Annotated in this window: 17 protein-coding genes; 3 read left to right on the plus strand and 14 right to left on the minus strand. The window is 37.9% G+C overall.

Annotated elements, in window-relative coordinates; translation table 11 throughout:
• Positions 1-227 precede the first annotated feature (227 nt).
• The 9 genes from BDR01S_RS00535 to BDR01S_RS00570 form a co-directional block, all read right to left on the minus strand.
• A complete protein-coding gene (locus BDR01S_RS00535; RefSeq protein ID WP_066253397.1) occupies positions 228-1,112 on the minus strand; it encodes a YitT family protein in 885 nt (294 codons plus the stop codon).
• A 236-nt stretch (positions 1,113-1,348) separates the two neighbouring features.
• Positions 1,349-2,098, minus strand: a complete 750-nt coding sequence (locus BDR01S_RS00540) for a sirohydrochlorin chelatase (RefSeq protein WP_235846463.1) — start codon at positions 2,096-2,098, stop codon at positions 1,349-1,351.
• Positions 2,099-2,170: 72 nt separating this feature from the next.
• Positions 2,171-2,770, minus strand: a complete 600-nt coding sequence (gene cysC, locus BDR01S_RS00545) for an adenylyl-sulfate kinase (RefSeq protein ID WP_066253392.1) — start codon at positions 2,768-2,770, stop codon at positions 2,171-2,173.
• A 16-nt stretch (positions 2,771-2,786) separates the two neighbouring features.
• Positions 2,787-3,935 carry a sulfate adenylyltransferase gene (gene sat / locus BDR01S_RS00550; protein ID WP_066253389.1) on the minus strand — a complete coding sequence of 383 codons (1,149 nt, stop codon included), beginning with the start codon at positions 3,933-3,935 and terminating at the stop codon, positions 2,787-2,789.
• 91 nt (positions 3,936-4,026) lie between these two features.
• On the minus strand, positions 4,027-4,743 hold the full coding sequence (locus tag BDR01S_RS00555; RefSeq protein ID WP_066253386.1) for a phosphoadenylyl-sulfate reductase: 717 nt from the start codon (positions 4,741-4,743) through the stop codon (positions 4,027-4,029).
• Positions 4,744-4,827: 84 nt separating this feature from the next.
• Positions 4,828-4,938, minus strand: a complete 111-nt coding sequence (locus tag BDR01S_RS24635; protein WP_066259913.1) for a YezD family protein — start codon at positions 4,936-4,938, stop codon at positions 4,828-4,830.
• Between the two features lie 203 nt (positions 4,939-5,141).
• Positions 5,142-7,172 carry a YhgE/Pip domain-containing protein gene (locus tag BDR01S_RS00560; RefSeq protein WP_066253383.1) on the minus strand — a complete coding sequence of 677 codons (2,031 nt, stop codon included), beginning with the start codon at positions 7,170-7,172 and terminating at the stop codon, positions 5,142-5,144.
• 129 nt (positions 7,173-7,301) lie between these two features.
• The gene (gene ltaS, locus BDR01S_RS00565; RefSeq protein ID WP_066253380.1) at positions 7,302-9,251 is read right to left on the minus strand and encodes a lipoteichoic acid synthase; all 1,950 of its coding nucleotides are present in this window, start codon (positions 9,249-9,251) and stop codon (positions 7,302-7,304) included.
• Between the two features lie 254 nt (positions 9,252-9,505).
• A complete protein-coding gene (locus BDR01S_RS00570) occupies positions 9,506-12,670 on the minus strand; it encodes an efflux RND transporter permease subunit (protein ID WP_066253377.1) in 3,165 nt (1,054 codons plus the stop codon).
• A 153-nt stretch (positions 12,671-12,823) separates the two neighbouring features.
• On the opposite strand from BDR01S_RS00570, the gene BDR01S_RS00575 reads away from it, so the two are divergent.
• Together BDR01S_RS00575 and BDR01S_RS00580 are read left to right on the plus strand one after the other, a co-directional pair.
• A complete protein-coding gene (locus tag BDR01S_RS00575) occupies positions 12,824-13,684 on the plus strand; it encodes a TetR/AcrR family transcriptional regulator (protein ID WP_066253374.1) in 861 nt (286 codons plus the stop codon).
• A 112-nt stretch (positions 13,685-13,796) separates the two neighbouring features.
• Positions 13,797-15,401 carry an MDR family MFS transporter gene (locus tag BDR01S_RS00580; RefSeq protein WP_066253371.1) on the plus strand — a complete coding sequence of 535 codons (1,605 nt, stop codon included), beginning with the start codon at positions 13,797-13,799 and terminating at the stop codon, positions 15,399-15,401.
• A 33-nt stretch (positions 15,402-15,434) separates the two neighbouring features.
• Here the strand turns inward: BDR01S_RS00580 and splB are convergent, their stop codons facing one another.
• The gene (splB, locus tag BDR01S_RS00585) at positions 15,435-16,463 is read right to left on the minus strand and encodes a spore photoproduct lyase (RefSeq protein ID WP_066253369.1); all 1,029 of its coding nucleotides are present in this window, start codon (positions 16,461-16,463) and stop codon (positions 15,435-15,437) included.
• The gene (locus BDR01S_RS00590; RefSeq protein ID WP_066259910.1) at positions 16,456-16,704 is read right to left on the minus strand and encodes a transcriptional regulator SplA domain-containing protein; all 249 of its coding nucleotides are present in this window, start codon (positions 16,702-16,704) and stop codon (positions 16,456-16,458) included. The genes splB and BDR01S_RS00590 overlap by 8 nt, the downstream gene beginning before the upstream one ends.
• 190 nt (positions 16,705-16,894) lie before the next feature.
• On the opposite strand from BDR01S_RS00590, the gene BDR01S_RS00595 reads away from it, so the two are divergent.
• Complete coding sequence (locus BDR01S_RS00595) at positions 16,895-17,230, plus strand: hypothetical protein (RefSeq protein WP_066253366.1); 336 nt, start codon at positions 16,895-16,897, stop codon at positions 17,228-17,230.
• A 41-nt stretch (positions 17,231-17,271) separates the two neighbouring features.
• On the opposite strand, the gene brnQ is transcribed toward BDR01S_RS00595, so the two are convergent.
• The 3 genes from brnQ to BDR01S_RS00610 form a co-directional block, all read right to left on the minus strand.
• Positions 17,272-18,600, minus strand: a complete 1,329-nt coding sequence (gene brnQ / locus BDR01S_RS00600) for a branched-chain amino acid transport system II carrier protein (RefSeq protein WP_066253363.1) — start codon at positions 18,598-18,600, stop codon at positions 17,272-17,274.
• A gap of 159 nt (positions 18,601-18,759) precedes the next feature.
• Positions 18,760-19,971 carry a GNAT family N-acetyltransferase gene (locus BDR01S_RS00605; RefSeq protein WP_066253360.1) on the minus strand — a complete coding sequence of 404 codons (1,212 nt, stop codon included), beginning with the start codon at positions 19,969-19,971 and terminating at the stop codon, positions 18,760-18,762.
• Between the two features lie 137 nt (positions 19,972-20,108).
• Complete coding sequence (locus BDR01S_RS00610; protein ID WP_335582575.1) at positions 20,109-20,879, minus strand: L,D-transpeptidase family protein; 771 nt, start codon at positions 20,877-20,879, stop codon at positions 20,109-20,111.
• Between the last annotated feature and the right edge of the window lie 367 nt (positions 20,880-21,246).

Here is a 21,246-nt window from a genome sequence, read left to right on the forward strand (position 1 = left end):
AACTGCACTAGTTACTCGATTAAGGAATAATTAGTTCATACCCTGTGATTTATTATGTGAATTAGGGAACAATTAGCAATTAAAATTCGCTAAAATGTTGATATATCAATAAAAAATGCACTGTAATTTATATTGTAAATTCAAGTGCGTTTTCCTATATTTTTTACAATGTTTGCACCTCTAAAGTAAACCCCTTAGGATTATTCGCAGATCCTTTTTGTTTTTTGTTAATGGATATCTCTTTTCTTAAATCGGCCCCCGCGGACTTCCGAAATATCCCCTATCGCTAAAAATGCCGTCGGATCAATGTCCTCAACAATCGTGGTTAATTTAGATTCTTCCAACCTGGTGATAATACTGAAAATGACCTTCTTATTATCTCCGGTAAAGGCCCCTTGACCCTTTATGTAGGTAACCCCTCTACCAAGTCTGGCGTTGATGGCATTTCCAATTTCCTCTGCTTCATCACTAATAATCCAAACAGATTTGGATTCTTCTAACCCTGCGACAACAGTATCGATCGCTTTCGAAGCAATAACATAGGCTAATAAGGAATACATAGCCCTGTCCCAGCTAAAGACAAAACCGGCTGCTCCTAAAATAAAAATATTAATAAACATGATAATCTGACCAACTGAAAATGGAACCTTTTTCGTGATGACGAGTGCCAATATCTCGGTCCCATCTAACGCTCCACCATTTCGGATAACGATTCCGACACCCATCCCTAGAATCATCCCTCCAAAAACAGTCGCAAGGAGAATATCATCTGTAAATGCCTGAATCGGGTGGAAAAACGATACAAAAATAGATAAAACGATAATTCCATACACAGTAGAAATGGCAAAGGTTTTTCCCATCTGTTTATAACCCATATATACAAAGGGCAAGTTTAGTATGAAGATGAAGATCCCTAATTTCCATCCGATTATATGGGCAAGCATAATCGAAATACCAGTAATGCCGCCATCAATAACATGATTGGGGACTAGGAATATTTCTAAACCGGTAGCCATTAAGATTGCTCCGATTGTAATAGCGATGGTACGAAGAATTACTTTTTGAAGTGGTAATTTGCGGTGTTGGATTTTTTCATTCATGAGTTCTGTCATATAATCACTTCTTTTCGTTAGATTTTACCATTTTCATATCCCCTGCTTTAGCCTCTCTTCGATTAGAATTTTTTATGTAATAGTTATTTACATTTATACCTTTATTATATCATATTTCGACGAAAAATTGAACCAAAGTTCATGTTTTATTATTTCTTTAGTATAAATTCTTTAAAAAAATAGCCAATAATCCTTAGGACTATTAGCCTCGCGTTAAACATTATTCTAATTTTTGCTTATCTTCTTGAAGCACGCTCTATGATGATATCCTCTATGACACGATGTTTACTGAGCGAACCTGTATGGATAATTTGCTGACCCATATTTTGCCTCATTTTTACCCTTTGATCGATGTCTCTTAAAAGGAGACCGGAAAATAATAAATAAGGAATAACGATTATTTTTCCACCAGTTTGCTTTGAAACCGTTTCAAGTCCCTCCTGAAGCCTTGGTTCTGTGGCCGCCAAATAACAAACAGAAACATATTTTATACCCAGCCGTTCTCTTATCCCTTTGGTTATTTCTGCAAAAGCTGAGTGAATACTCTTGTCACTACTGCCTCTACCGACAACCAATACCGCATCCTGTGGTGAAATCTCATTGACTGAATTCCTAACTAACTCGGCAATACCATCGAGAATCTTCCCTTGCACACCAAATGGATCCCGTATATTCACCTTGATATTTGGATACCTGTAACAGAGGGGGGCAAGTGCTTGAGGAATATCTTCTTTAATATGACCTGCAGCCAATAAAAAAAGGGGAACCACAGAAATTTCTGTCGCCCCCCTATTCACACAGCGCAGAAAGCCCTCCTCAATACTCGGCTCGGTCAACTCAAGAAAACTGATTTCCTGAATTTCAACACTTATTCGGTCCATCACTCTATGTAGAAAAGATTGGGCTTCTTCAGCCCCCTTTTTCGAACGTGTGCCATGACCAATGTAAAGAATTGCTTTCACCCTCGCTGCTCCCTTCTTCTTCAACCTTATTATCCTTTACCAACCATGAATTTACCATTCTCACTCATGATCGACGAGGAAAAAGCAGCTTATTATTTAGATAATATTCTTCTCTCTTAAATAAGTTAACACTTGTTCCACTGCTTCCTCAATGGTCACTTGATCAGAATGAAGAGTGATTTCTGGTTGTTCAGGCGCTTCATAAGGGGAGTCAATTCCGGTAAAGTCCTTAATTTCGCCCCGACGCGCTTTCGCATACAACTGCTTTGGATCGCGTCGTTCACATTCCTCAATTGGACAATGGACAAACACCTCAATAAACTCCTCTTCTTCAAATAAAGCCCGCACTTGATCACGATCAGAACGAAATGGTGAAATAAAGGCGGTGGTCACTACCTTGCCACTGTCGACAAACAACTTAGCAACTTCGCCAATTCTGCGAATATTTTCAGTGCGGTCATAATCGGAAAAACCAAGATCCTTATTTAAACCGTGGCGAATATTATCACCATCAAGGACATATTCACTGATTCCCTGACGGAACAATTCGTTTGATACGGCATTTGCAATCGTTGATTTTCCAGAGCCTGAGAGTCCTGTAAACCATAAAGCACAGCTCCCATGACCATTTTTTTCACGTCGATTTTCTTTTGAAATAGATGTTTCGTGCCATGTAATATTCGTTGGTTTAGTCATTGATTCAGTTTCCTCCTTACACGGATGCTGTTTCTTTCATGCCTTCAATTAGTACTTCAACAACCTCTTTACGGCTAAAGGTGGATGGTGGCAGTACTCCTGAGCGAAGCATTTCTCTCACCTTTGTTCCAGAAAGAATCACTCTATCCTCCTTGCCATGCGGGCAAGTTTTATCAGAAGCCATTCCTTCACATTTTGTGCAATAGAAGCTATGTTCAAAGAACAAAGGTTTAATACCAAGCTCTTCTTCTGTAAAATTACTAAAAATATACTGGGCATCATAGGTTCCGTAATAATTGCCAACTCCGGCGTGGTCACGGCCAACAATAAAATGGGTACAGCCAAAGTTTTTACGAGCTAGTGCATGGAAAATAGCTTCCCTTGGTCCTGCATATCTCATTGCTGCTGGATAGACACCTAGTTGAACACGTTCGCTCGGATAATAGTTATCTAGCAAAACACGATAGCTTTTCAGGCGGACTTCCGCAGGGACGTCATCTGACTTCGTTTCGCCAACAAGTGGGTTGACGAACAGGCCATCGACCGTTTCAAGAGCAGCTTTTTGGATGTACTCATGTGCACGATGAATAGGATTTCTTGTTTGGAAGCCTACAACAGTCTTCCATCCCTTTTCTTCAAAAATGGCCCGTGTTTCCTTCGGCTCAAACCAGACATCACCGAATACACCTTTTTCGGATTTTTTCACGAGTACGATTTCTCCTGCAACGTATACAGGTCCTCTTTCGTAGAGACGTTTCACACCAGGATGTGCAAGTTCTTCTGTTTTATATACTTCAAGTGCTTCTTTGTCTAAATCAGGTTCATACCATTCTGAAACTCTAATAACACCATAGACTTCATTTTTAAATGAAAGTTTGTACTCTTCACCTACTACAAGTGTTTCAGCTACATCAAAAGATATAGGTAGTGTAACTGGGATCGACCAAATGGTATTGTCTGCTAAACGCATATTGTTGACAACAGATTCATAGTCTTTTTTCCCAAGAAAGCCCTTTAAAGGACTGAATAATCCGATACCAATTAATTCTAGATCACTTAAGGCAATTGCATCAATTTCAATTTCCTTTTCTATCGTGGATAGATCGTAATTGGGGTCAAACGCTTGAATAAGTTTTCCTCCATGCGGTTTTGGTAAGTATGACATATTAATCAACCTTTCTCTAAATGTTTTAATTTAATCGCTACCTTTGCACCTTTTAAAGTAGCAGTCACTAAATTCTTCTACACTGATGCCTTTATTTAGAGTGCAAACCGCACTCCGTTTTACCGCTGCCCGACCAACGGCCTTCTCGGGAATCACCATCTGTTCCAACAGCCTGTGTACACGGGAAACAGCCAATACTAGGATAGTTGTGGTCATGCAATTCGTTATATGGGAGGTCTCTTTCCCTGATATAGGACCAAACTTCATCCCACGTCCAGTGAATTAATGGACAGATTTTGATATTTTGAAATTTATCATCCTTGTTAACGAATTGAGTATCCTTCCTTGTTGGAGACTGTTCTCTACGTAGACCTGAAATCCAAGCGTCCCTTGGTGTCAATGCCTCTCGTAGTGGAATGACCTTTCTTATTTGGCAGCATTGGTTTGGATCCCTTTTCCATAATGCTGAGCCGAATTCGGCAGCCTGTTGATCTAAACTCAAATCAGGTGTTTTTCGCTCAATTTGTAATTCTGGAAAACGAGCTTCAATCTTATCAATAACATCATACGTTTCAGGAAAATGGAGCCCCGTATCTAAGAATACAATCTGAGCATCTTTTTTTACTTGATAAATCAAATCGATTAATACTATGGCCTCAGCACCAAAACTGGATGCATAAATAATTTTCCCTTCAGGATAATTGCTATATGCCCACTCTAATACAGACCTGGCACCCTTTGTCTCATCTTGAATTGAGAAAGTTTCAGAGATTTCACTCCAATTATTATAAGTGACAGCCTTTGTCATCCACTTGTACCCCCTTTATCAGTAAAAAGGCAGTTTCCCTCCGACTAATAGGGATAGGTTTACCGCCTTTAGTAGTTAGTCTAATCAGCGAATTTTATTGGATTGCAGACGAACCTTTTCATTTTTCTCGATTTGTACTATTTTTCCATCCTGAACAACTAACGTAATAGAACCAAATTTTAATGTATCCAACATACTTTCAATATGCTCACGCACATCTTGCCATTCTGAACCTTGCAGTTGATTCGCCTCCCTTAAAAAACTTCATTTTATTATTAATTACGATTAATCCTACCATACACATAGGAATTGTCAATATAATTTATTATAATATTTGAAAAAATCATTAAGTGCTCAAAAAAAAAGAGGCAGACAAATCGCCAGCTCTTTTGCACATACTAAGGAATAATTTTTGAGGCTCTTGCTCTTTCTGCTGTTTGTTCAATCCGATTGCTTAATGGTTTTTTTAATACCATTGCCAAAAGAAAACTAATCAAAACAAAGATAACCAGATAAAGGAAATCGTTTACAACCACTTCATTAATCATTCCACCGACCGTTTCCCGCAGCATACTCACGGCATACGTAAACGGCATGAAAGGGTTTAACTTTTGAAAAAAGGAAGAGGTCAAACTAACCGGGAATGTCGCACCAGAACTAGAAATTTGCAGCACGAGGAAAATAATCGTTAAACCTTTTCCTAAACTTCCGAACACCGAGCATAGAGAATAGGTAATTATTACAAACACCATACTGATAAAAATACAAAATAGTACAAACCAAAGTTTGTCGACTGCATACGTGTGAATGATAAACAAATCACCAATGGATATAATGGCCGCTTGGAAAATTCCTATCGTCAGAAATGTAAACAGCCTCCCTAAAAAGAGTTGATAGCTTTTGTACTTATTTTCAGGATTATCTGCATCTACTTTTAAAGAGGCAATCAGGAGAGTGGCTCCAACCCATAGTGCTAGCATCGTATAAAAAGGTGTCATCGCCGATCCATAATTTGGGATAGGAAAAAGCCGTTTTGTAGTCAATAGCACAGGACTTGATAGGAAGTTACTTTCTTTTTGAGGATCATGTTTAAGAAATTCAATTAAATCGTTTATATTAACACTGCTTTCATACCTACGGATTTTAGCGGCTGCACTCCTAATTTTAGCTTCGAATCCAGGTAAGTCATTTCTAGCTAAATCCGCCGCTTGATGGACGCCCTTTGCAAGTTCTGGAAGCCTTGTGCGTACAAGATTTCCTGCTTTTCGAATATCATCCTCCACTTTTGGCAAATCCTTCTGCACAAAATCCGCTGCAGCATGTAATTTTTGTTCAACCCTGGGCAAATCATTTTTTATAAAAAAGGCTCCTGAATTTATTCCTCCTGTTACTTCATCCACCTTCTGTTGAATGCCCGGTCGAGTTTCTTGGATGCCAGAATGGATTTTTACTAACTCGTCATATAATTGAACTAACTGCTCTTGATTTGCTGTAGTATCCACCTGTTTTGTTTCCTTTACACTTTCGACCGCTTGATTGAGGTTGGTTTCTATCTCCGTTAAATTCGAAACGACTTCAGCTATTATTTCCGTGGAACGCTGCATATCAGTAAGATTCCCCTGCAATGCTATCACTTTTTCTCCTGCGTCCTTCATAAGCGGCAAACTCGCTTCGACCTTCAAGATACTGCTGCCAGCCTGCTGGATTTCGGGAATTCTTTGTTCAAGCTCAATAATTTTCTGACCCTTGGCCTGTATTTCAGGGAGCCTCGCTTCGAGTTCAATCGCCGTTTTCCCCATTTTCTCAATTTCCGGCAGAGCCTTCTCTAGCTCAAAAATCTGTTTTTCCACATCACGAATAGAGGGTAATGCTTTCTCAAGTTCAATCCCGCCTTTATAAAATCCCGAGAAAATAGCATCCCCGACAGTTTTAATAAAAGCTTGGCTTATTTGAGCTGTAACGCTTGATGCACCAGAACTCGCAATTTTCGGGGCCACGGCATTGATTTTTTCATTTACAGCAAATTCAATATTTGGTTTTTGTGGATTCAATTCTAAGATACTCGTAAGTTTCTTTGAAAAATCCTTTGGAATAATGAGATAGGCATAGTATTTTCCTTTCTCAACTCCACTCTCGGCATTTTTCCGATTAACAAAGGTCCAACCAAGCTGGTGATTCTTTGTTAGGTTTTTTACCGTATCGTTTCCGACATTTATTTTCTTCCCTCGAATTTCAGCCCCTTCATCTTCATTGCTAACAGCCACAAGAATCCCGGCTGTATTGCCATAAGGGTCCCACATCGACTTAATATTAATCCAGGCATAAGCAGATGGGAGGATCATTAGTGCTGTAACTAACAACACGACAGTAGGAACACTAAAGATATTTTTCCAATCATTTTTATAAATGTGCCAAACCTTTCCGATCATAATCCTCCCCTTTATCAATCTTTCAGTTGTCTATAGCATTACACTATTTGAATTTAATAATTCAAGATTAAAAAGGAAGGATAAACGTAAAAAAGCTGCCTGAGAATAAGATCTCATGCAGCTTAAAAATTATTTAGAAACAACTTTTTCATCATAGTTATAGTTGTATTGTGAACGGTCAACAGGGGTAAAGTTCTCTGGTTTATAAAAGCGTAATAAATCCCCATTCACAACTTTATCTGATAGCTTTAATTTATATTCAACGATTTTCTGGTCTTTTTTCGCTTCTTCATTTTTCGCTTCATCTAACTTCAAGCCTGTTTTGGAATCATAGAACTTCCCATCAATAGCAGTGATTGTTGAACTTACAAAGTCACCATTTCTGAAAGGCACGACATCATCATGTTGTTTAGATAATAAGTCGGTTCCAAATTGGACATATTCTTTTGTGTCCGTTCCAAGCAAGTGAAGTAGTGTTGGAAGAAGATCGATTTGACCACCGTATTCGTGATTTACTCCACCTTCCATACCTGGTACTCGAATAAATAATGGTACACGCTGTAATCCAGTATTTTCAAAAGGTGTAATTTCTTTTCCCATTACCTGTGCCATGGCTTTATTATGATTTTCAGAAATACCATAATGATCTCCGTACAATACAATAATAGAGCGATCGTACAGACCTGATTTTTTCAGATAATCAAAGAATTGCTTCAAGGCCTCATCCGCATATCGTGCCGTTTGAAAATAGCCATCAACCGATTTATCACCTGTGGTACCTGGTGCAATCGTTGCATCTTCTTCATTAATTGGGTACGGATAATGATTTGATACAGTAATGAATTTTGTATAGAATGGCTCTGGTAAAGATTCCAATAGAGGAATCGATTGTTCATAGAAAGGCTTGTCCATCAGCCCGTATTCTGCAAGATCAGCAGAATTTATTTGATAATAGTTTGAATCAAAGAACTTGTTAAAGCCTAATGATTTATATATTTCATTACGATTCCAGAAGCTTCCTGAGTTTCCGTGGAATACTGCTGAAGTGTAGCCTTGTTGACCTAGGATTGCTGGAGCAGCCTCATAGGTGTTTAACCCTTTTGTCGTATATGCTGAGCCTTGAGATAAGCCATATAAAGAATTTTCTAACATAAACTCAGCATCCGAAGTTTTACCTTGTCCAGTTTGATGGAAGAAATTATCAAAGTAAAGTGTATTTTGATCTTTCGTTAATGAATTTAAAAACGGTGTGACCTCTTCCCCATTCAATTTGTAATTAATAAGGAAGTTTTGCATTGATTCAAGATGTAAATAGATAACATTCATTCCTTTTCCAGCCCCAAAGTACGCTGGATTTGGCTCGGCATAATTTGATTTTGTATAGTTAACAACTTCTGTAATATCATCACTACTTGCCATAACCCTTTGTGCTGATGCCTTTGTACTTTGAACGGCATCATAAATGGTGTAGTTGTACATACCTAAATATTTCACAATATAATTTCGGTCAAATCCTCTTGTTAATAATTGAGGACGATCTGTTTCAGCTAAAGCCAGGTTAGCACTAGAAATGGCAAGCGCCATTGAAAATAAGGCAGCCACTTTCCCGCGATTCATATCATTAGCGTCAATTTTCACAAAACGAAATACTAATAAGGCAACCAAGACAATGACATCAAGGAAGAATAAAATATCATAAGGTTTTAATAGAGATGTCACACTGCTGCTTACATCCCCAAAGTTTTGTGTCTGCGTTAATGTCGGTAAGGTAATAAAATCACTAAAGAATCGGTAAAATAAGACATTTGCATATAAAAGAATCGATAAAAGAAGATCTAGTACAATTAGCCCAATATACTTTTTTCGACCCTTAAAAAAGAATGCAACCCCTAAAAAAAGTAATGCTGAACCAAGTGGATTAATAAATAATAGAAACTTTTGGAGTGAGTTTTCAATTCCTAAGTCAAATTGTGTTAATTGTACGATATATGTTTTAATCCAAAGGAAAAATACTGTCAAAAAGAAAAAGCCAACATATTTATTAAAAATACTTTGACCTCGTTGTAATAAGTTATTCATAATGCACCTACCCTGTAATCTATGATTATATAATTTAAGTCATTATTTTAAATACTGCTTCCAATAGTCTAACATCTATCTTAACAGTTAGATATGAACAATCCATGAATATTTTTAAAAAAATTAAATATGGTCAACACAAGAACATTATCATACTCTCTTTTTTTAAAATGTCAAGGCGTTAAAAAAACAAAAGCAGCTGACTCTTCTGTTAACAAAAACAGTCGAATCAGCTACTATTCATTAGCATTTACTTATAACGCTTGGTCTACTTGCTTTTTCTCTTTTCGCTTCATTTTCATTAGCGTTTCATAAACAATCGGTACTATTACTAATGTAAGTAGTGTTGAACTTGTTAAACCACCAATGACTGTGACACCCAATCCCTTCGAAATAAGGCCGCTTCCCTCCATGCCAAATGCAAGGGGAATGAGGGCACCAATTGTCGCAATGGCTGTCATTAGAATGGGGCGAACCCGCGTTCCAGCTGCTTCGAGAATTGCCTCTCTTGTTGATAACCCATCATTTTCTTTATGAATGACACGATCAATTAAGACAATTGCATTCGTTACAACAATCCCAATTAACATCAAGGCACCAATCATCGCTGAAACACTTAATGTTTCACCGGAAATCAATAAACCTAAAAGGCCGCCGATGATTGTGAAGGGTAACGAGAATAAAATGGCTAACGGAGCTAAGCCACCACCAAACGTAATAACGAGTACTAAATAGACAATCGCAATCGCAGCAAGCATCGCTAAACCTAACTGTGTAAAGGATTCAGCAATGTCTTCAGAAACCCCACCGACAGAAATATCCACAGTCCATGGAATTTTTAATTGATCTACTTTCTTTTGAACAGCAGTAGAAACTTTTGCTACATCTTTAGTAGTAATTTCTGCACTTACACTTGCATAAATTCGACCGTCACGTCTGGTAATCGTATCGGATGTATTTCCCTTTTTAATTTTAACAACATCTTTAATAGGGACTTCCATTCCAAGCGGAGATTGAATGGTTTGATCGGTAAGATCGTTTATACTTTGGTACTCATCCTTCTCAACTTCTAAATAGACATTCATTTCCTTGCCATCTTTTTCAATTGTAGTCAATACTTGACGTTGGCCATTTCCTGCTAACCCCATCCCGATTTGTGCAGCAGTAACACCTAGTTGACTTAATTTTTCTTGATCTGCTACTAATGTGTATTCTTCATACGTATCTGAGATACTTGTTTTCACATTTCGAAGTGATTCGTTTCGATTGAAAATTTCCGTTATCTTGTTAACGACGGGTTCAATATCATCCATCTTGTCGCCATAAACATTAAACGTTAGCGCATTAGATGAACCCATACCAGAGAAATCCTGGCTTGCCCATTCCCCTTTATCTTTTCGTTTTTTCAAGTCATTGATCACATTTTCCGTTTCTTTTGAAAAATTTGCCGTATCTTTATCATATTCAACAAAGAACATCGCTGAATTACTTTGACCCGGATTCATTGGATTCTCTCCGCCGACAGAAAACTGTATGGTCTTAACTCCTGCTCTGTCTTCTAAAAATTTTTCTGCATCGGTTGCAATCCGCTCGACTTCATCCAGTGTTTGACCGGGTGCCGGTTTGTATGTGGCAACTACCATTTTCTGCTCATCGGATGGCAGGAAACTGACCCCAATGACCGGTACAAGGAACAAGCTGCCTATTAATAGTAGAATTGCCAACCCAAAAGTAATGATTTTATGGTTCAACGACCAATTCAGAACCTTTTTATAACCAGATGCTAATTTACCTGGGTTACTCTCAACATGCACCTGTTTCGAAGATATCCCCTTTTTAAACAAGGAATGAGCCATCATTGGAACAATCGTAATTGCTACTAAAAGAGACGCCATTAAGGCGAAAACGATGGTTAGTGCAAATGGTAAGAACATCTCCCCAACCGGGCCTTTTACTAATCCTAATGGTAGGAAAACAGCAATTGTGACAATAGTTGAAGAAAAAATTGGCATAAACATTTCTCTTGTTGCTGCCACAATTAATTCTTTACCTGTAAATGATTCATTTTTTATAGACATTCTTCTAAATATATTTTCGATGACCACAATGGAATCATCAATAACGCGCCCAATCGCAACTGTCATCGCCCCGAGGGTCATCATATTCAGTGTGATATCCATTTGTTTAAGAAGTAATATCGCGATTAATAATGATAAAGGAATGGAGATCACTGAGATGATCGTTGTCCGGAAATTTCGTAAGAAGATTAAAATGATAATCATCGCGAAAATCGCACCAAAAATTGCTTTATTCAGCATCGTTGAAACGGATTCTTCAATCGGCTTTCCTTGATCAAAAATGGTTGTTACTTTTAACCCATCGATTTTAGCTTCAAAACCGCTTAGTTTTTCTTTTACTGCATTAACCACATCAACTGTATTTGCGTCTTGTGCACTAGTAACTTGAACACCAATCGATTCTTTACCATTCGTCCTGGAAATCGATTCGGCTTTCCCTACTACTTTAATAGTTGCAATATCTTTTAGTTCAACCGTTGGAATCCCATCCATACCCTGTGATGGCTGATTGCCTTGGCTAACTTGGCCGGTTGTCATACCTATTTGTTGTACGGGGCTTGGTTGACCACCCGTCATTCCTTGCTGCCCGCTTGTAGAAGGGATTACAGGTATTTTAATCGCTTTTAAATCATCGATTGTTGTCACATTTCCATCGATGACCACTGATTTTTGCGTATCTTTAAATGTGTATAAACCTAAAGGAAATGTTACATCGGACGCCTTGATTAAATTCTTAACCGTTTCTTCTGTTAAACCATTTTCCTTCAGCTTTGTTTCGTTAAATTTCAATTGGACTTCATCGACTTGCTGTCCTGATATTTGAACGGTTTGTACACCTTCTATCCCTTCAAGTTCCGGGACAATCTCATCTTCTGCAGTTTTTGTTAATTCAGCTAATGACTGATCTTTATTGGTAATACTTAAAGACATAATTGGAATGGCAGAGAAACTCATACGAGAAACCTTGGGTTCCTCTACACCATCAGGTAGTTCAAGATTGCTTAATGCTTCTTTGACTTCGTTTTGTGCTTTCTCCATGTCTTTATCAAAATCATACTCAATTTGTATGGATGAAGCGTTTTGAAACGAAGAGGAACTTACAACCGAAACTCCGTCTAAATTCTCAACTCTTTTTTCAATTGGTATGGTAACACTCTCCGCTACTTGTTCAGGTGTGGCACCCGGATAAACAGCCAAGACTGTAACCAGCGGAGTACTGATATTTGGAATAGTTTCTAGCTTCATGTTCATCCCGGAATACAATCCGGCAATTGTAATAATAATAGTTAACAGCCATACAGCAAACTTATTTTTTAATGAAAATTGAATGATTTTCTTCATTTTTGTCTCCTTCTTATACCATGTTGACATTTTGAACAGATTCAAATAGGATTGACTATGCGGTCACAACAGATTTAATCATACTGACCAATTGGTCATTCGTCAACAATTATACATCTCAACCGAGTAATATCTATTAATGGAGGGTTTATTTTGACAGAAAAGGAGAAAGTAATTATCAAATCAGGGATGAAGCTTTTTGCTCAGAAAGGTTTTTCCTCGACGTCTATTCAAGAAATTGCAACTGAAAGTAATATTTCTAAAGGAGCTTTCTATTTACATTTTAAGTCAAAGGATGAATTATTACTCTCAATTCTGGAATATATATTTGAAACGATTGAAGCAAGTCGATTAGTTTTTGAAAATCAAGATTTATCCCCTCGTGAAAAATTCATAAAGCAAATCACTGCTTTTTTCAAAACCTTTATTGGTCATAAAGAATTTATGATTATGCTCTCCAAAGAACAGGCGATCCCAAGGAATGAAAATATCAAAAAACTTTTCTTTAAAAAGCGCTTTGAATCACATTTATTATACCGTAAAGGATTAGTATCTATTTACGGTCAGAAAGTTGAGCCTTTTTCAATTGATTTAGCCTTGATTCTTGAAGGGTTGTTTCAGTCGTATGTAGGATTATTGATTCTTGAACCAGCTGAGTTTGAACTTGAAAAACTATCCCACTTTTTAATGAAAAGGATGGATAGCATCGCCAAAGAAATGACCAACGAAGAACCTTTCTTAACTGAGCAAAAGCTTGGGAAAATAATAAAAAACTCCAAACTTTTTTCTGAACCAACAGATATTCAAACTTCTGTCCAAAACTTGAGAAATGAAATTAATCAGATGGAAAATAGAGAACCGTTAGAAATCTCACTAGATGTCCTTGAAGAGGAAATTAACAAACAGAACCCCCGTCTTCCAGTCGTTAAAGGGATGCTTTCAAATTTCAAAGGAATTTCCACACTTGAAAAATACATAAATGAAATAATTGCTTTTTATGGACTTGAAATATAAAGGATATGTTAAAAATATCCTTAACTATAAAATCAATTGACTGACCGGCCAGTTTTAAAGTATATTTTATGACAGAATCGATTTTATTAACATCTAGATAGGAGAAATAAATATGGTGATAGAAGAAAAACGCATAAATACAAAATTAATCATAACCGGCCTTATTATCGGTATGTTTTTCAGTGCATTGGAACAAACCATCGTTGGAACGGCCATGCCAACGATTATTTCAGAGTTAAACGGCTTTACCATTTTTGCTTGGGTTACAACAGCCTATATGATTACCTCAACAACCGTCGTCCCGATTGTCGGGAAATTATCTGACCTATATGGCAGACGGTTCCTCTATTTACTAGGAACAATCATCTTTATTATTGGTTCCGGACTGTGTGCCACTGCAACATCAATGGAACAGCTTGTGATCTATAGAGGTCTTCAAGGGATTGGCGGCGGCATGATTATGCCCTTATCGCAAACGGTTATTGGGGACATCTTTACAGCAGAACAACGAGCGAAGTGGCAAGGAATTTTTGGCGGCCTCTTTGGATTAAGTTCAGTCATCGGTCCTTTCTTAGGTGGAATTATTGTCGATAGTATTAGCTGGCACTGGATTTTCTTAATTAATGTTCCTTTTGGATTACTTTCCGCAATCTTTATCTTTATGGGATTAAAGCACGAAACGATTTCAAATAAAGGCAAAGTTAATATTGATTTTTTAGGGATTATCACATTAATTCCTGCCATCGTTATATTATTACTCGGATTAACATTCGGCGGGGATAAATTTGACTGGGCTTCGCCTACCTCTTTCCTTATATTTGGTGGTTCTATTTTACTACTAATTATTTTCGGATTGATCGAGCGTAAAGCAGTGGAACCAATCTTGGATCTTTCTTTATTTAAAAATCGAATTTTTGCCACGATGAATGGGTTAGGATTTTTGCTTGGCCTCGGTATGTTTGGTGCAATAATGTTCGTACCAATGTACATGCAAGGTATTCTAGGTGTTTCGCCAACTCAAGCCGGTTCTACGATGACACCAATGATGATTGCTATGATCGCTGCAAGTGTTGTTGGCGGGCAGTTATTATTAAGATTTAGCTTCCGTTCGGTATTAACCGCGGGAATGCTGCTTGCTGCATTAGGTTTCTTTTTAATGAGTACAATGGGCATCGATTCAAACGAATTTACTGCCTATGCCTATATGGTGGTTCTTGGCTTAGGGATGGGCTTAGTAATGCCGACTTTAATGATTGCCATCCAAAATGAGTTTCCCAAATCGCAGCTTGGAACGGTAACTTCAGCCTCCACCTTCTTCCGATCGATAGGTGGAACGATTGGGATTACCATATTGAATTCGATCATGAATCATACACTAAAAGGTGAAATGGTAAGTGCTGCGAATGATGCTGGAAATCCAATTGCACACCAGGCACTAACTGCCCTTTCTGAAAAAACAGATTCATTGTTTAGTTTGCTGCTTAATCCAGGCCTTTTAAAAATGCCTGAAGATATTCAAAATAGCGTGATTCATGCTATTCAAATTGCTTGGTCCGATTCATTTTCTACTGTTTTCTTGACAGGTCTCATCTTTATTGCAGTCGGAGTCTTGGTTGCTCTTGCTGTTGGTAAGGGGCGAATAAAACGAGATAGTGAACTTAATGAGGGCGGCGAACAACAAGTGATATCGATTAATCGAGATGCAACAGAATCATAAGATGTGGAGGGATTCATAGGAATCCCTCTTTTTCTATGTGAAGTATTCTATTTTTGCTTGCGGAAAATAGGTGTTAATATATCTGCCAAGCGTATCTTTTATATCTTCTTGCTCTTCATTTGTATAAACAAATTTTCCGATGCCGTAGCGTCCCCATTTCCATTTGCGTTTGGTCTCATCTAATTCAAGTTTTGTCATCGGATAATTTTTTTGAATGACACGCTTCGCTGGTTTTGTAAACCGATGCTGAATCATTTCAAAGGTTAAATCCTTTTTAGCTGAATCCGGAAGTTCCGCCTCCAGCTTTTCTAACATTTCTTTATATCCTTCCTTCCATCCCTCGTGCAGGTATATCGGTGCAATAATGAAACCTAACGGAAAACCGGCTCCTGCCACCTTTCCTGCTGCCTCTATTCTTTCTGGTAGTCTTGATGTTCCCGGTTCAAAGTTCTTGATAATATAATCGTCATTGACGCTAAAGCGAAAACGGGTTTTTCCATTATGCTTAGCATCAAGCAAATGGTCCACATGGGCGAATTTGGTTACAAAACGAAGCTTGCCATATTCCGATTGTCCAAAAAACTCAATCGCTTTTTTTAACGTATGGGTGAGGTGATCTACACCTACGATATCAGATGTACATGAGGCTTCAAACCTAGTCGGTTCAGGCGCACGTTCTTTCATATAGTTATCAGCAGCCTCAAATATATCTTCAAGGTTCACATAGGTACGAATATATGGTTTACTGCCCATTGTTGTCTGTAAGTAGCAATAATGACAATGCCCCATGCAGCCCGTCACAAACGGGATGGCATATTCCGCAGAGGGTTTAGATGTATCAAACTTTAATGTTTTCCTTACACCGATCACCAAGGTGGATTTTGCCGTACGGTATTTTTGAAAATCATTATCACCTGGTAAATTTCGAATTTGATTATGCGAAGTGGTTTCCCTAATTTCAATTCCCATATTTTCAAATTTTGCGATTAACTCTTTTCCAAGTGGATATTCAAGGGCACTTGGCTCAACATAAACAAGCTGCGGAACAAAGGGCTTAACCATAATAACCCTCCATCTCTGATATACCAAATGCATCTTGATAGGCAAATTCTGCTTCCTCCGCAGATGAATAAACGGCCACTTCCTCCGTTAAGGGATAATAGGTTTCATAGATAAAAAGTGAAAGTTGCTCCGGGTTATCCGGATTTTGTACAACTGCCGCTTGTTGAACATTGGCTACATCTTGGGCATGTGGATTCCGAATAATAATGTAGACGATCTGTCCTAGTTGATATGACGACATTGCTTCACCTAATCCTTTCAAATCTGGGTTTTTCTATTCATTGATATTATTCTCCACAAAAGATTTTTAAGCGGAATGAAATATTTCCATTTACTATGTTGAATTACAGACTAGAGGGTGAAGAATAACTTTATTGATCTAGGGGAAACTTACTTTTACGTTTGTAAAATATATTTAGGGGATGCTGCTAATGGCAATTTTTGTCTATCAAACATTTGAAATTAAACAGGATAAATTTAAAGAAGGTATTGAAAACTTAAAGGAAATTAAAACGTTCCGGAATGAAAATTATGATCACAATGTCGAAATCTTAACACCCGTTTCCGGTGAAGACCATACATATGCCCTTCTCACCAAATATGAAGGGTTAGCTGAAATGGAATTACAAAACAAAAAGATGTTTGAGGATGAAGAATATCTAAAACTGATCGGAGACTTTTTCCTGCAAAATATTGTTCAAGGTAGTATGTATACGCAAATCTACCGGGCACTTAGTGAAAAGAAAACAGACAAAAAACACGGTTGAACATCATCCGTGTTTTTTGTCGATTCATAGTTATCTTTTAATTAACTCTTAAGGTTTCTGTTATCAGATGATGTACCACGTTCTATTCCAAGAAGATACCCAACAATCAATCCAATGACGGCAGGAATAATCCAACCAAGTCCTTCTTTATAAAATGGAAAAATATCAAGTAACTCGTTCCACCTATTGGCGAGGAAGCTTTTATTAATCGTATCTATGATACTAAATAGGGCCACAAGGCTTATGACAGAGATATAAACCTGACGGAAATTCTTAATTAAATCATCAATAAGCCCTAAAAAGATAATAACGATTGCTAACGGATAGATCATGCCAAGAATTGGAACGGAAATCTTTAGTATTTGTGTTAAGCCTAAATTGGCAATAGCAGTACTAAGAACTGCTAAGATAATAACCCACTTTTTATAATTTACTTTTGGAATCGCATTTGCGAAAAATTGACTGCAGGAAGTAACTAAACCGATTGAAACGCAAAAACAGGCGATTGTAAAAACTAGGCCTAAAATAAAGGTTCCGCTTTGACCAAACAAGTGAGTCATGACATTAGCCAATATTTGTGCACCGTTTTCTGTTTGGCCTAATGACGAACTCGCAGCCCCTAAATAACCTAAGATTAGGTAAATCACGGTTAACAGCAATCCCGCACCCAATCCAGCGTACATCATATACAAAGACCTTTTTTTATTATCGCTTACACCCTGTGCTTTTAATGTGTTTGCTATCACAATACCAAAAGCTAAGGCCGCCAGCGCATCCATTGTTAAATACCCATCCAAAACCCCTTGAAATACTGGGTTGGTTTCATAGTTTTCCTTTGGTGCTGCAAATGGACCGATTGGATCCATTAAGCTTTTCACAAAAATTATTACGATGAGGGCGAGTAAGATTGGAGTCAATAATTTCCCAAAAAGGTCAATAAGTTTGGAAGGAAACATACAAAGCCATGTGACTAATCCAAAAAAGATGATACTGTACACCAACAAAGAGAGCGGGCTGCTTACCAAATTTTCTGGTAAAAAAGGGGCTAAACCCATTTCAAATGCTAGACTGCCGGCCCGGGGAATCGCTAGTCCAGGTCCAATCGCAATATAGATAAGAAATGGAAAAATCAAAGCAAAAAAAGGATGAACCCGTTGATTTAGGTCATTAAAACTTCCTGCCTTAGCCACCGCAATTACTCCTAAAATCGGTAGTCCCACTGCTGAAATAATAAAACCAGCAAGAGCTGTCCAGAGATTCGTACCCGCTGACTGTCCCAAAAATGGTGGAAATATAAGGTTGCCTGCTCCAAAAAACATAGAAAATAACATAAAACTAATAAAGACAATCTGTTTGGCAGAAAAATTCATTAAAAATCTCCTTTTAATAAAAAAATATTATTTCATAATAATAAACCATATCTAAACCCAGATGGTATATTTATTTTCAACATCCATTAATTGAATTATTGCTAAATAATCCCCTTTCATTTTTTTCGAAAGAGGAAAGAAGCTTAAAAATTAACGATCTCAAAAATAATCAGAGAAATAAGGTGTCTGTCTTTCAATTAAATTCTCTAATATTTCTACGGTTTGTTCATTACTAGTTAGTCTACCGATGCTAGCCAGATAGGAGGGCCGTTTATACCCCAGTAACATCGTCGTCAATGTTTGGATCGTAATAGATACTAGCGGTTCCCCTACACTTTGAGTTAGTTCTCCCTGACCAGTAGCTGAGACATGAAGAGTAAATTTCCCTTGATTCCATTCAAGGATTGGATCATCAATCAACATTGTCAGGTTTATGTCAACACCCGGTGCTCTAAAAGGGTATTGATCGATAAATTGTTTAACATCTACTATTCGTGCCATGAAATAGGGTGCGATGGTTTCCTTAATATCCCCGTCCTCCAGCCAAAATGCTAATGGTTCATTGGTGTATATTGCACCGACAACTTTTGAAACCATAGAAAAATGAGCACTGATGAAATTCCAGAGTCCTATCCGCGCCTCTTCATTCATATAGACCATTTCTTTTATATGAAGCACATCATGTGAAATCCAGTACAACAGATATCCTTGAGGCTGATGGGTACTATCATAATATACAGCTGCTGTTAAATCTTCCAAGTCCCATCTCCAGTACTCTTCCCATGCTAAATTTGTTCGAATCATTGTAGCATGCCGTTTACTAGAGAAAAGCTTATATACCGTTTTAATATCAGGATGATCTGTATTTAGCCGATTAACATAGCCTGGTACTTTTTTTACCTTCGGCAATTGATAATCTTTAATTTCAAAGGTCATCTTATCAGAAATGATTTCCCATCCTTTTTTTCGGTAAAAAGGCAAAGAATATGGATATAAATAGCATATCGATTGTTTTCTTTCCTTCATGTCCGCTAGGGCCTGCCAAATCAACTTATTCATTAATCCCAAATTCGCGTATTCTGGATAAGTACCAACCCCTGTCAAACCACCCATCTCAAGGGTTCGTCCAAAAATATTTACTTGAAACGGATAAACAGCTATTTGGGAAATCAGTTTTTCACCATCAAACCAGCCCAGCACATCCGCCTGCTCCAAAACAGGCAGTTTTGCTAATGCGATTTCACGTTCCTCCCAACCCACTGTTTGTAAATCTTTTTTGGTCACTTGGAATACATAACGTAATAACTCATTGAATTGCCGCCAATGTTTTGGTTCAACTCTATCCATCTTGAGCCTTTCCAGTCGACTCATACCATTACCTCCAACAAATTTACAGTCTTACACTATGTTCAGGTATTTTTTATGAATTTATGTAAGCTTTTACAAAAAAAAATGGGAAAAAGCTGCCCATTTTATTGAGCAGCTACAAAAATTAACGGTTTCCCAAATCACTTAATTCCGAGCGCTTTTTTCGTTGCAAGACCGACAATCCCATCTGCGGATAGTTTAAGAGCTTTTTGAAATTTACGCACTGCATTCTCGGTATTTACTCCAAAATAACCATCCACACCATTTGTGCTATAGCCTAGGGAAGTTAACTTTCGTTGGAGCTCCTCGACAGAAGGACCCCGACTTCCTTTTTTTAATACTTCTCCACTAGTACTTACCGGGACGGAAGGTGCACTAGATCCCCCTCTAACTTTATATCCATTGGACGTTGCAATCGCATTGAAAGATTTCCCTGAAGATGTAATGATCACTGGAGTACCAGTTGGAACTTGATTAAATAGCCATTCTACTTCACTATCAAACATCCGAATACAGCCGCTGCTAACATACCCGCCAATGGAACTTGGGTTGTTGTTTCCATGAATCGCATAGGTTGTTCCCCATGTTCCGCGTGCATTTAATCCGAGCCATCGGTTACCAAGTGGATTCCGTGGATCTCCACCAGGTATATGCCCCTTATAGTAAGGCCTGTTCTTAATCTTAACTACAATCTTGAACTTGCCCTCAGGTGTGTACGATTTCTTTCTCCCGGTCCCTACTTTAAACTGTTTTTTATACACACCATTTTCAAAGTACGCAAGCCGGTTGGTTGACTTGTTAATAATGATCAACTTTCCACTGGAGGCTGCGGAGCTTGTCGGGACACCAACAAAAAAACTAGACAACATAAAAAAAGCAAATACCAAAAAAACTAACCACTTTCTGGGCAAACTAACCCCTCCTATACGACATAAATATTCATCCGTGTATCCTATGTCGGAAGGGCCTGTCCACATTACAATTTTATTAAAGATATTACAATTTGGGCTAAGAATAATATATCTAAACAATAAATAATACATCACGGGCATCATACGCTTCCTATGGTTACTGCTGATTTCCTTTTTCAACCTTCACGGGCATCATACGCTTCCTATGGTTACCGTTGATCCCCTTTTTCAACCTTCACGGGCATCATACGCTTCCTATGGTTACCGTTAATCCAATTTTTCAACCTTCACGGGCATTAGTCGCCTCCACTAGTTACCGTTGATCCACTTTTTCAACCTTCACGGGCATTAGTCACCTTCACTAGTT

The organism is Neobacillus drentensis NBRC 102427, from assembly GCF_001591445.1.
Classification (GTDB): domain Bacteria; phylum Bacillota; class Bacilli; order Bacillales; family Cytobacillaceae; genus Neobacillus; species Neobacillus drentensis.

Bases quoted from the DNA above. Each gene is read 5' to 3' on its own strand.
- BDR01S_RS00535 (WP_066253397.1), bottom strand. From the start codon at position 1,112: ATGACAGAACTCATGAATGAAAAAATCCAACACCGCAAATTACCACTT.
- cysC (WP_066253392.1), bottom strand. From the start codon at position 2,770: ATGACTAAACCAACGAATATTACATGGCACGAAACATCTATTTCAAAA.
- sat (WP_066253389.1), bottom strand. From the start codon at position 3,935: ATGTCATACTTACCAAAACCGCATGGAGGAAAACTTATTCAAGCGTTT.
- BDR01S_RS00555 (WP_066253386.1), bottom strand. From the start codon at position 4,743: ATGACAAAGGCTGTCACTTATAATAATTGGAGTGAAATCTCTGAAACT.
- BDR01S_RS24635 (WP_066259913.1), bottom strand. From the start codon at position 4,938: ATGTTGGATACATTAAAATTTGGTTCTATTACGTTAGTTGTTCAGGAT.
- BDR01S_RS00560 (WP_066253383.1), bottom strand. From the start codon at position 7,172: ATGATCGGAAAGGTTTGGCACATTTATAAAAATGATTGGAAAAATATC.
- ltaS (WP_066253380.1), bottom strand. From the start codon at position 9,251: ATGAATAACTTATTACAACGAGGTCAAAGTATTTTTAATAAATATGTT.
- BDR01S_RS00570 (WP_066253377.1), bottom strand. From the start codon at position 12,670: ATGAAGAAAATCATTCAATTTTCATTAAAAAATAAGTTTGCTGTATGG.
- BDR01S_RS00580 (WP_066253371.1), top strand. From the start codon at position 13,797: ATGGTGATAGAAGAAAAACGCATAAATACAAAATTAATCATAACCGGC.
- splB (WP_066253369.1), bottom strand. From the start codon at position 16,463: ATGGTTAAGCCCTTTGTTCCGCAGCTTGTTTATGTTGAGCCAAGTGCC.
- BDR01S_RS00590 (WP_066259910.1), bottom strand. From the start codon at position 16,704: ATGTCGTCATATCAACTAGGACAGATCGTCTACATTATTATTCGGAAT.
- BDR01S_RS00595 (WP_066253366.1), top strand. From the start codon at position 16,895: ATGGCAATTTTTGTCTATCAAACATTTGAAATTAAACAGGATAAATTT.
- brnQ (WP_066253363.1), bottom strand. From the start codon at position 18,600: ATGAATTTTTCTGCCAAACAGATTGTCTTTATTAGTTTTATGTTATTT.
- BDR01S_RS00605 (WP_066253360.1), bottom strand. From the start codon at position 19,971: ATGAGTCGACTGGAAAGGCTCAAGATGGATAGAGTTGAACCAAAACAT.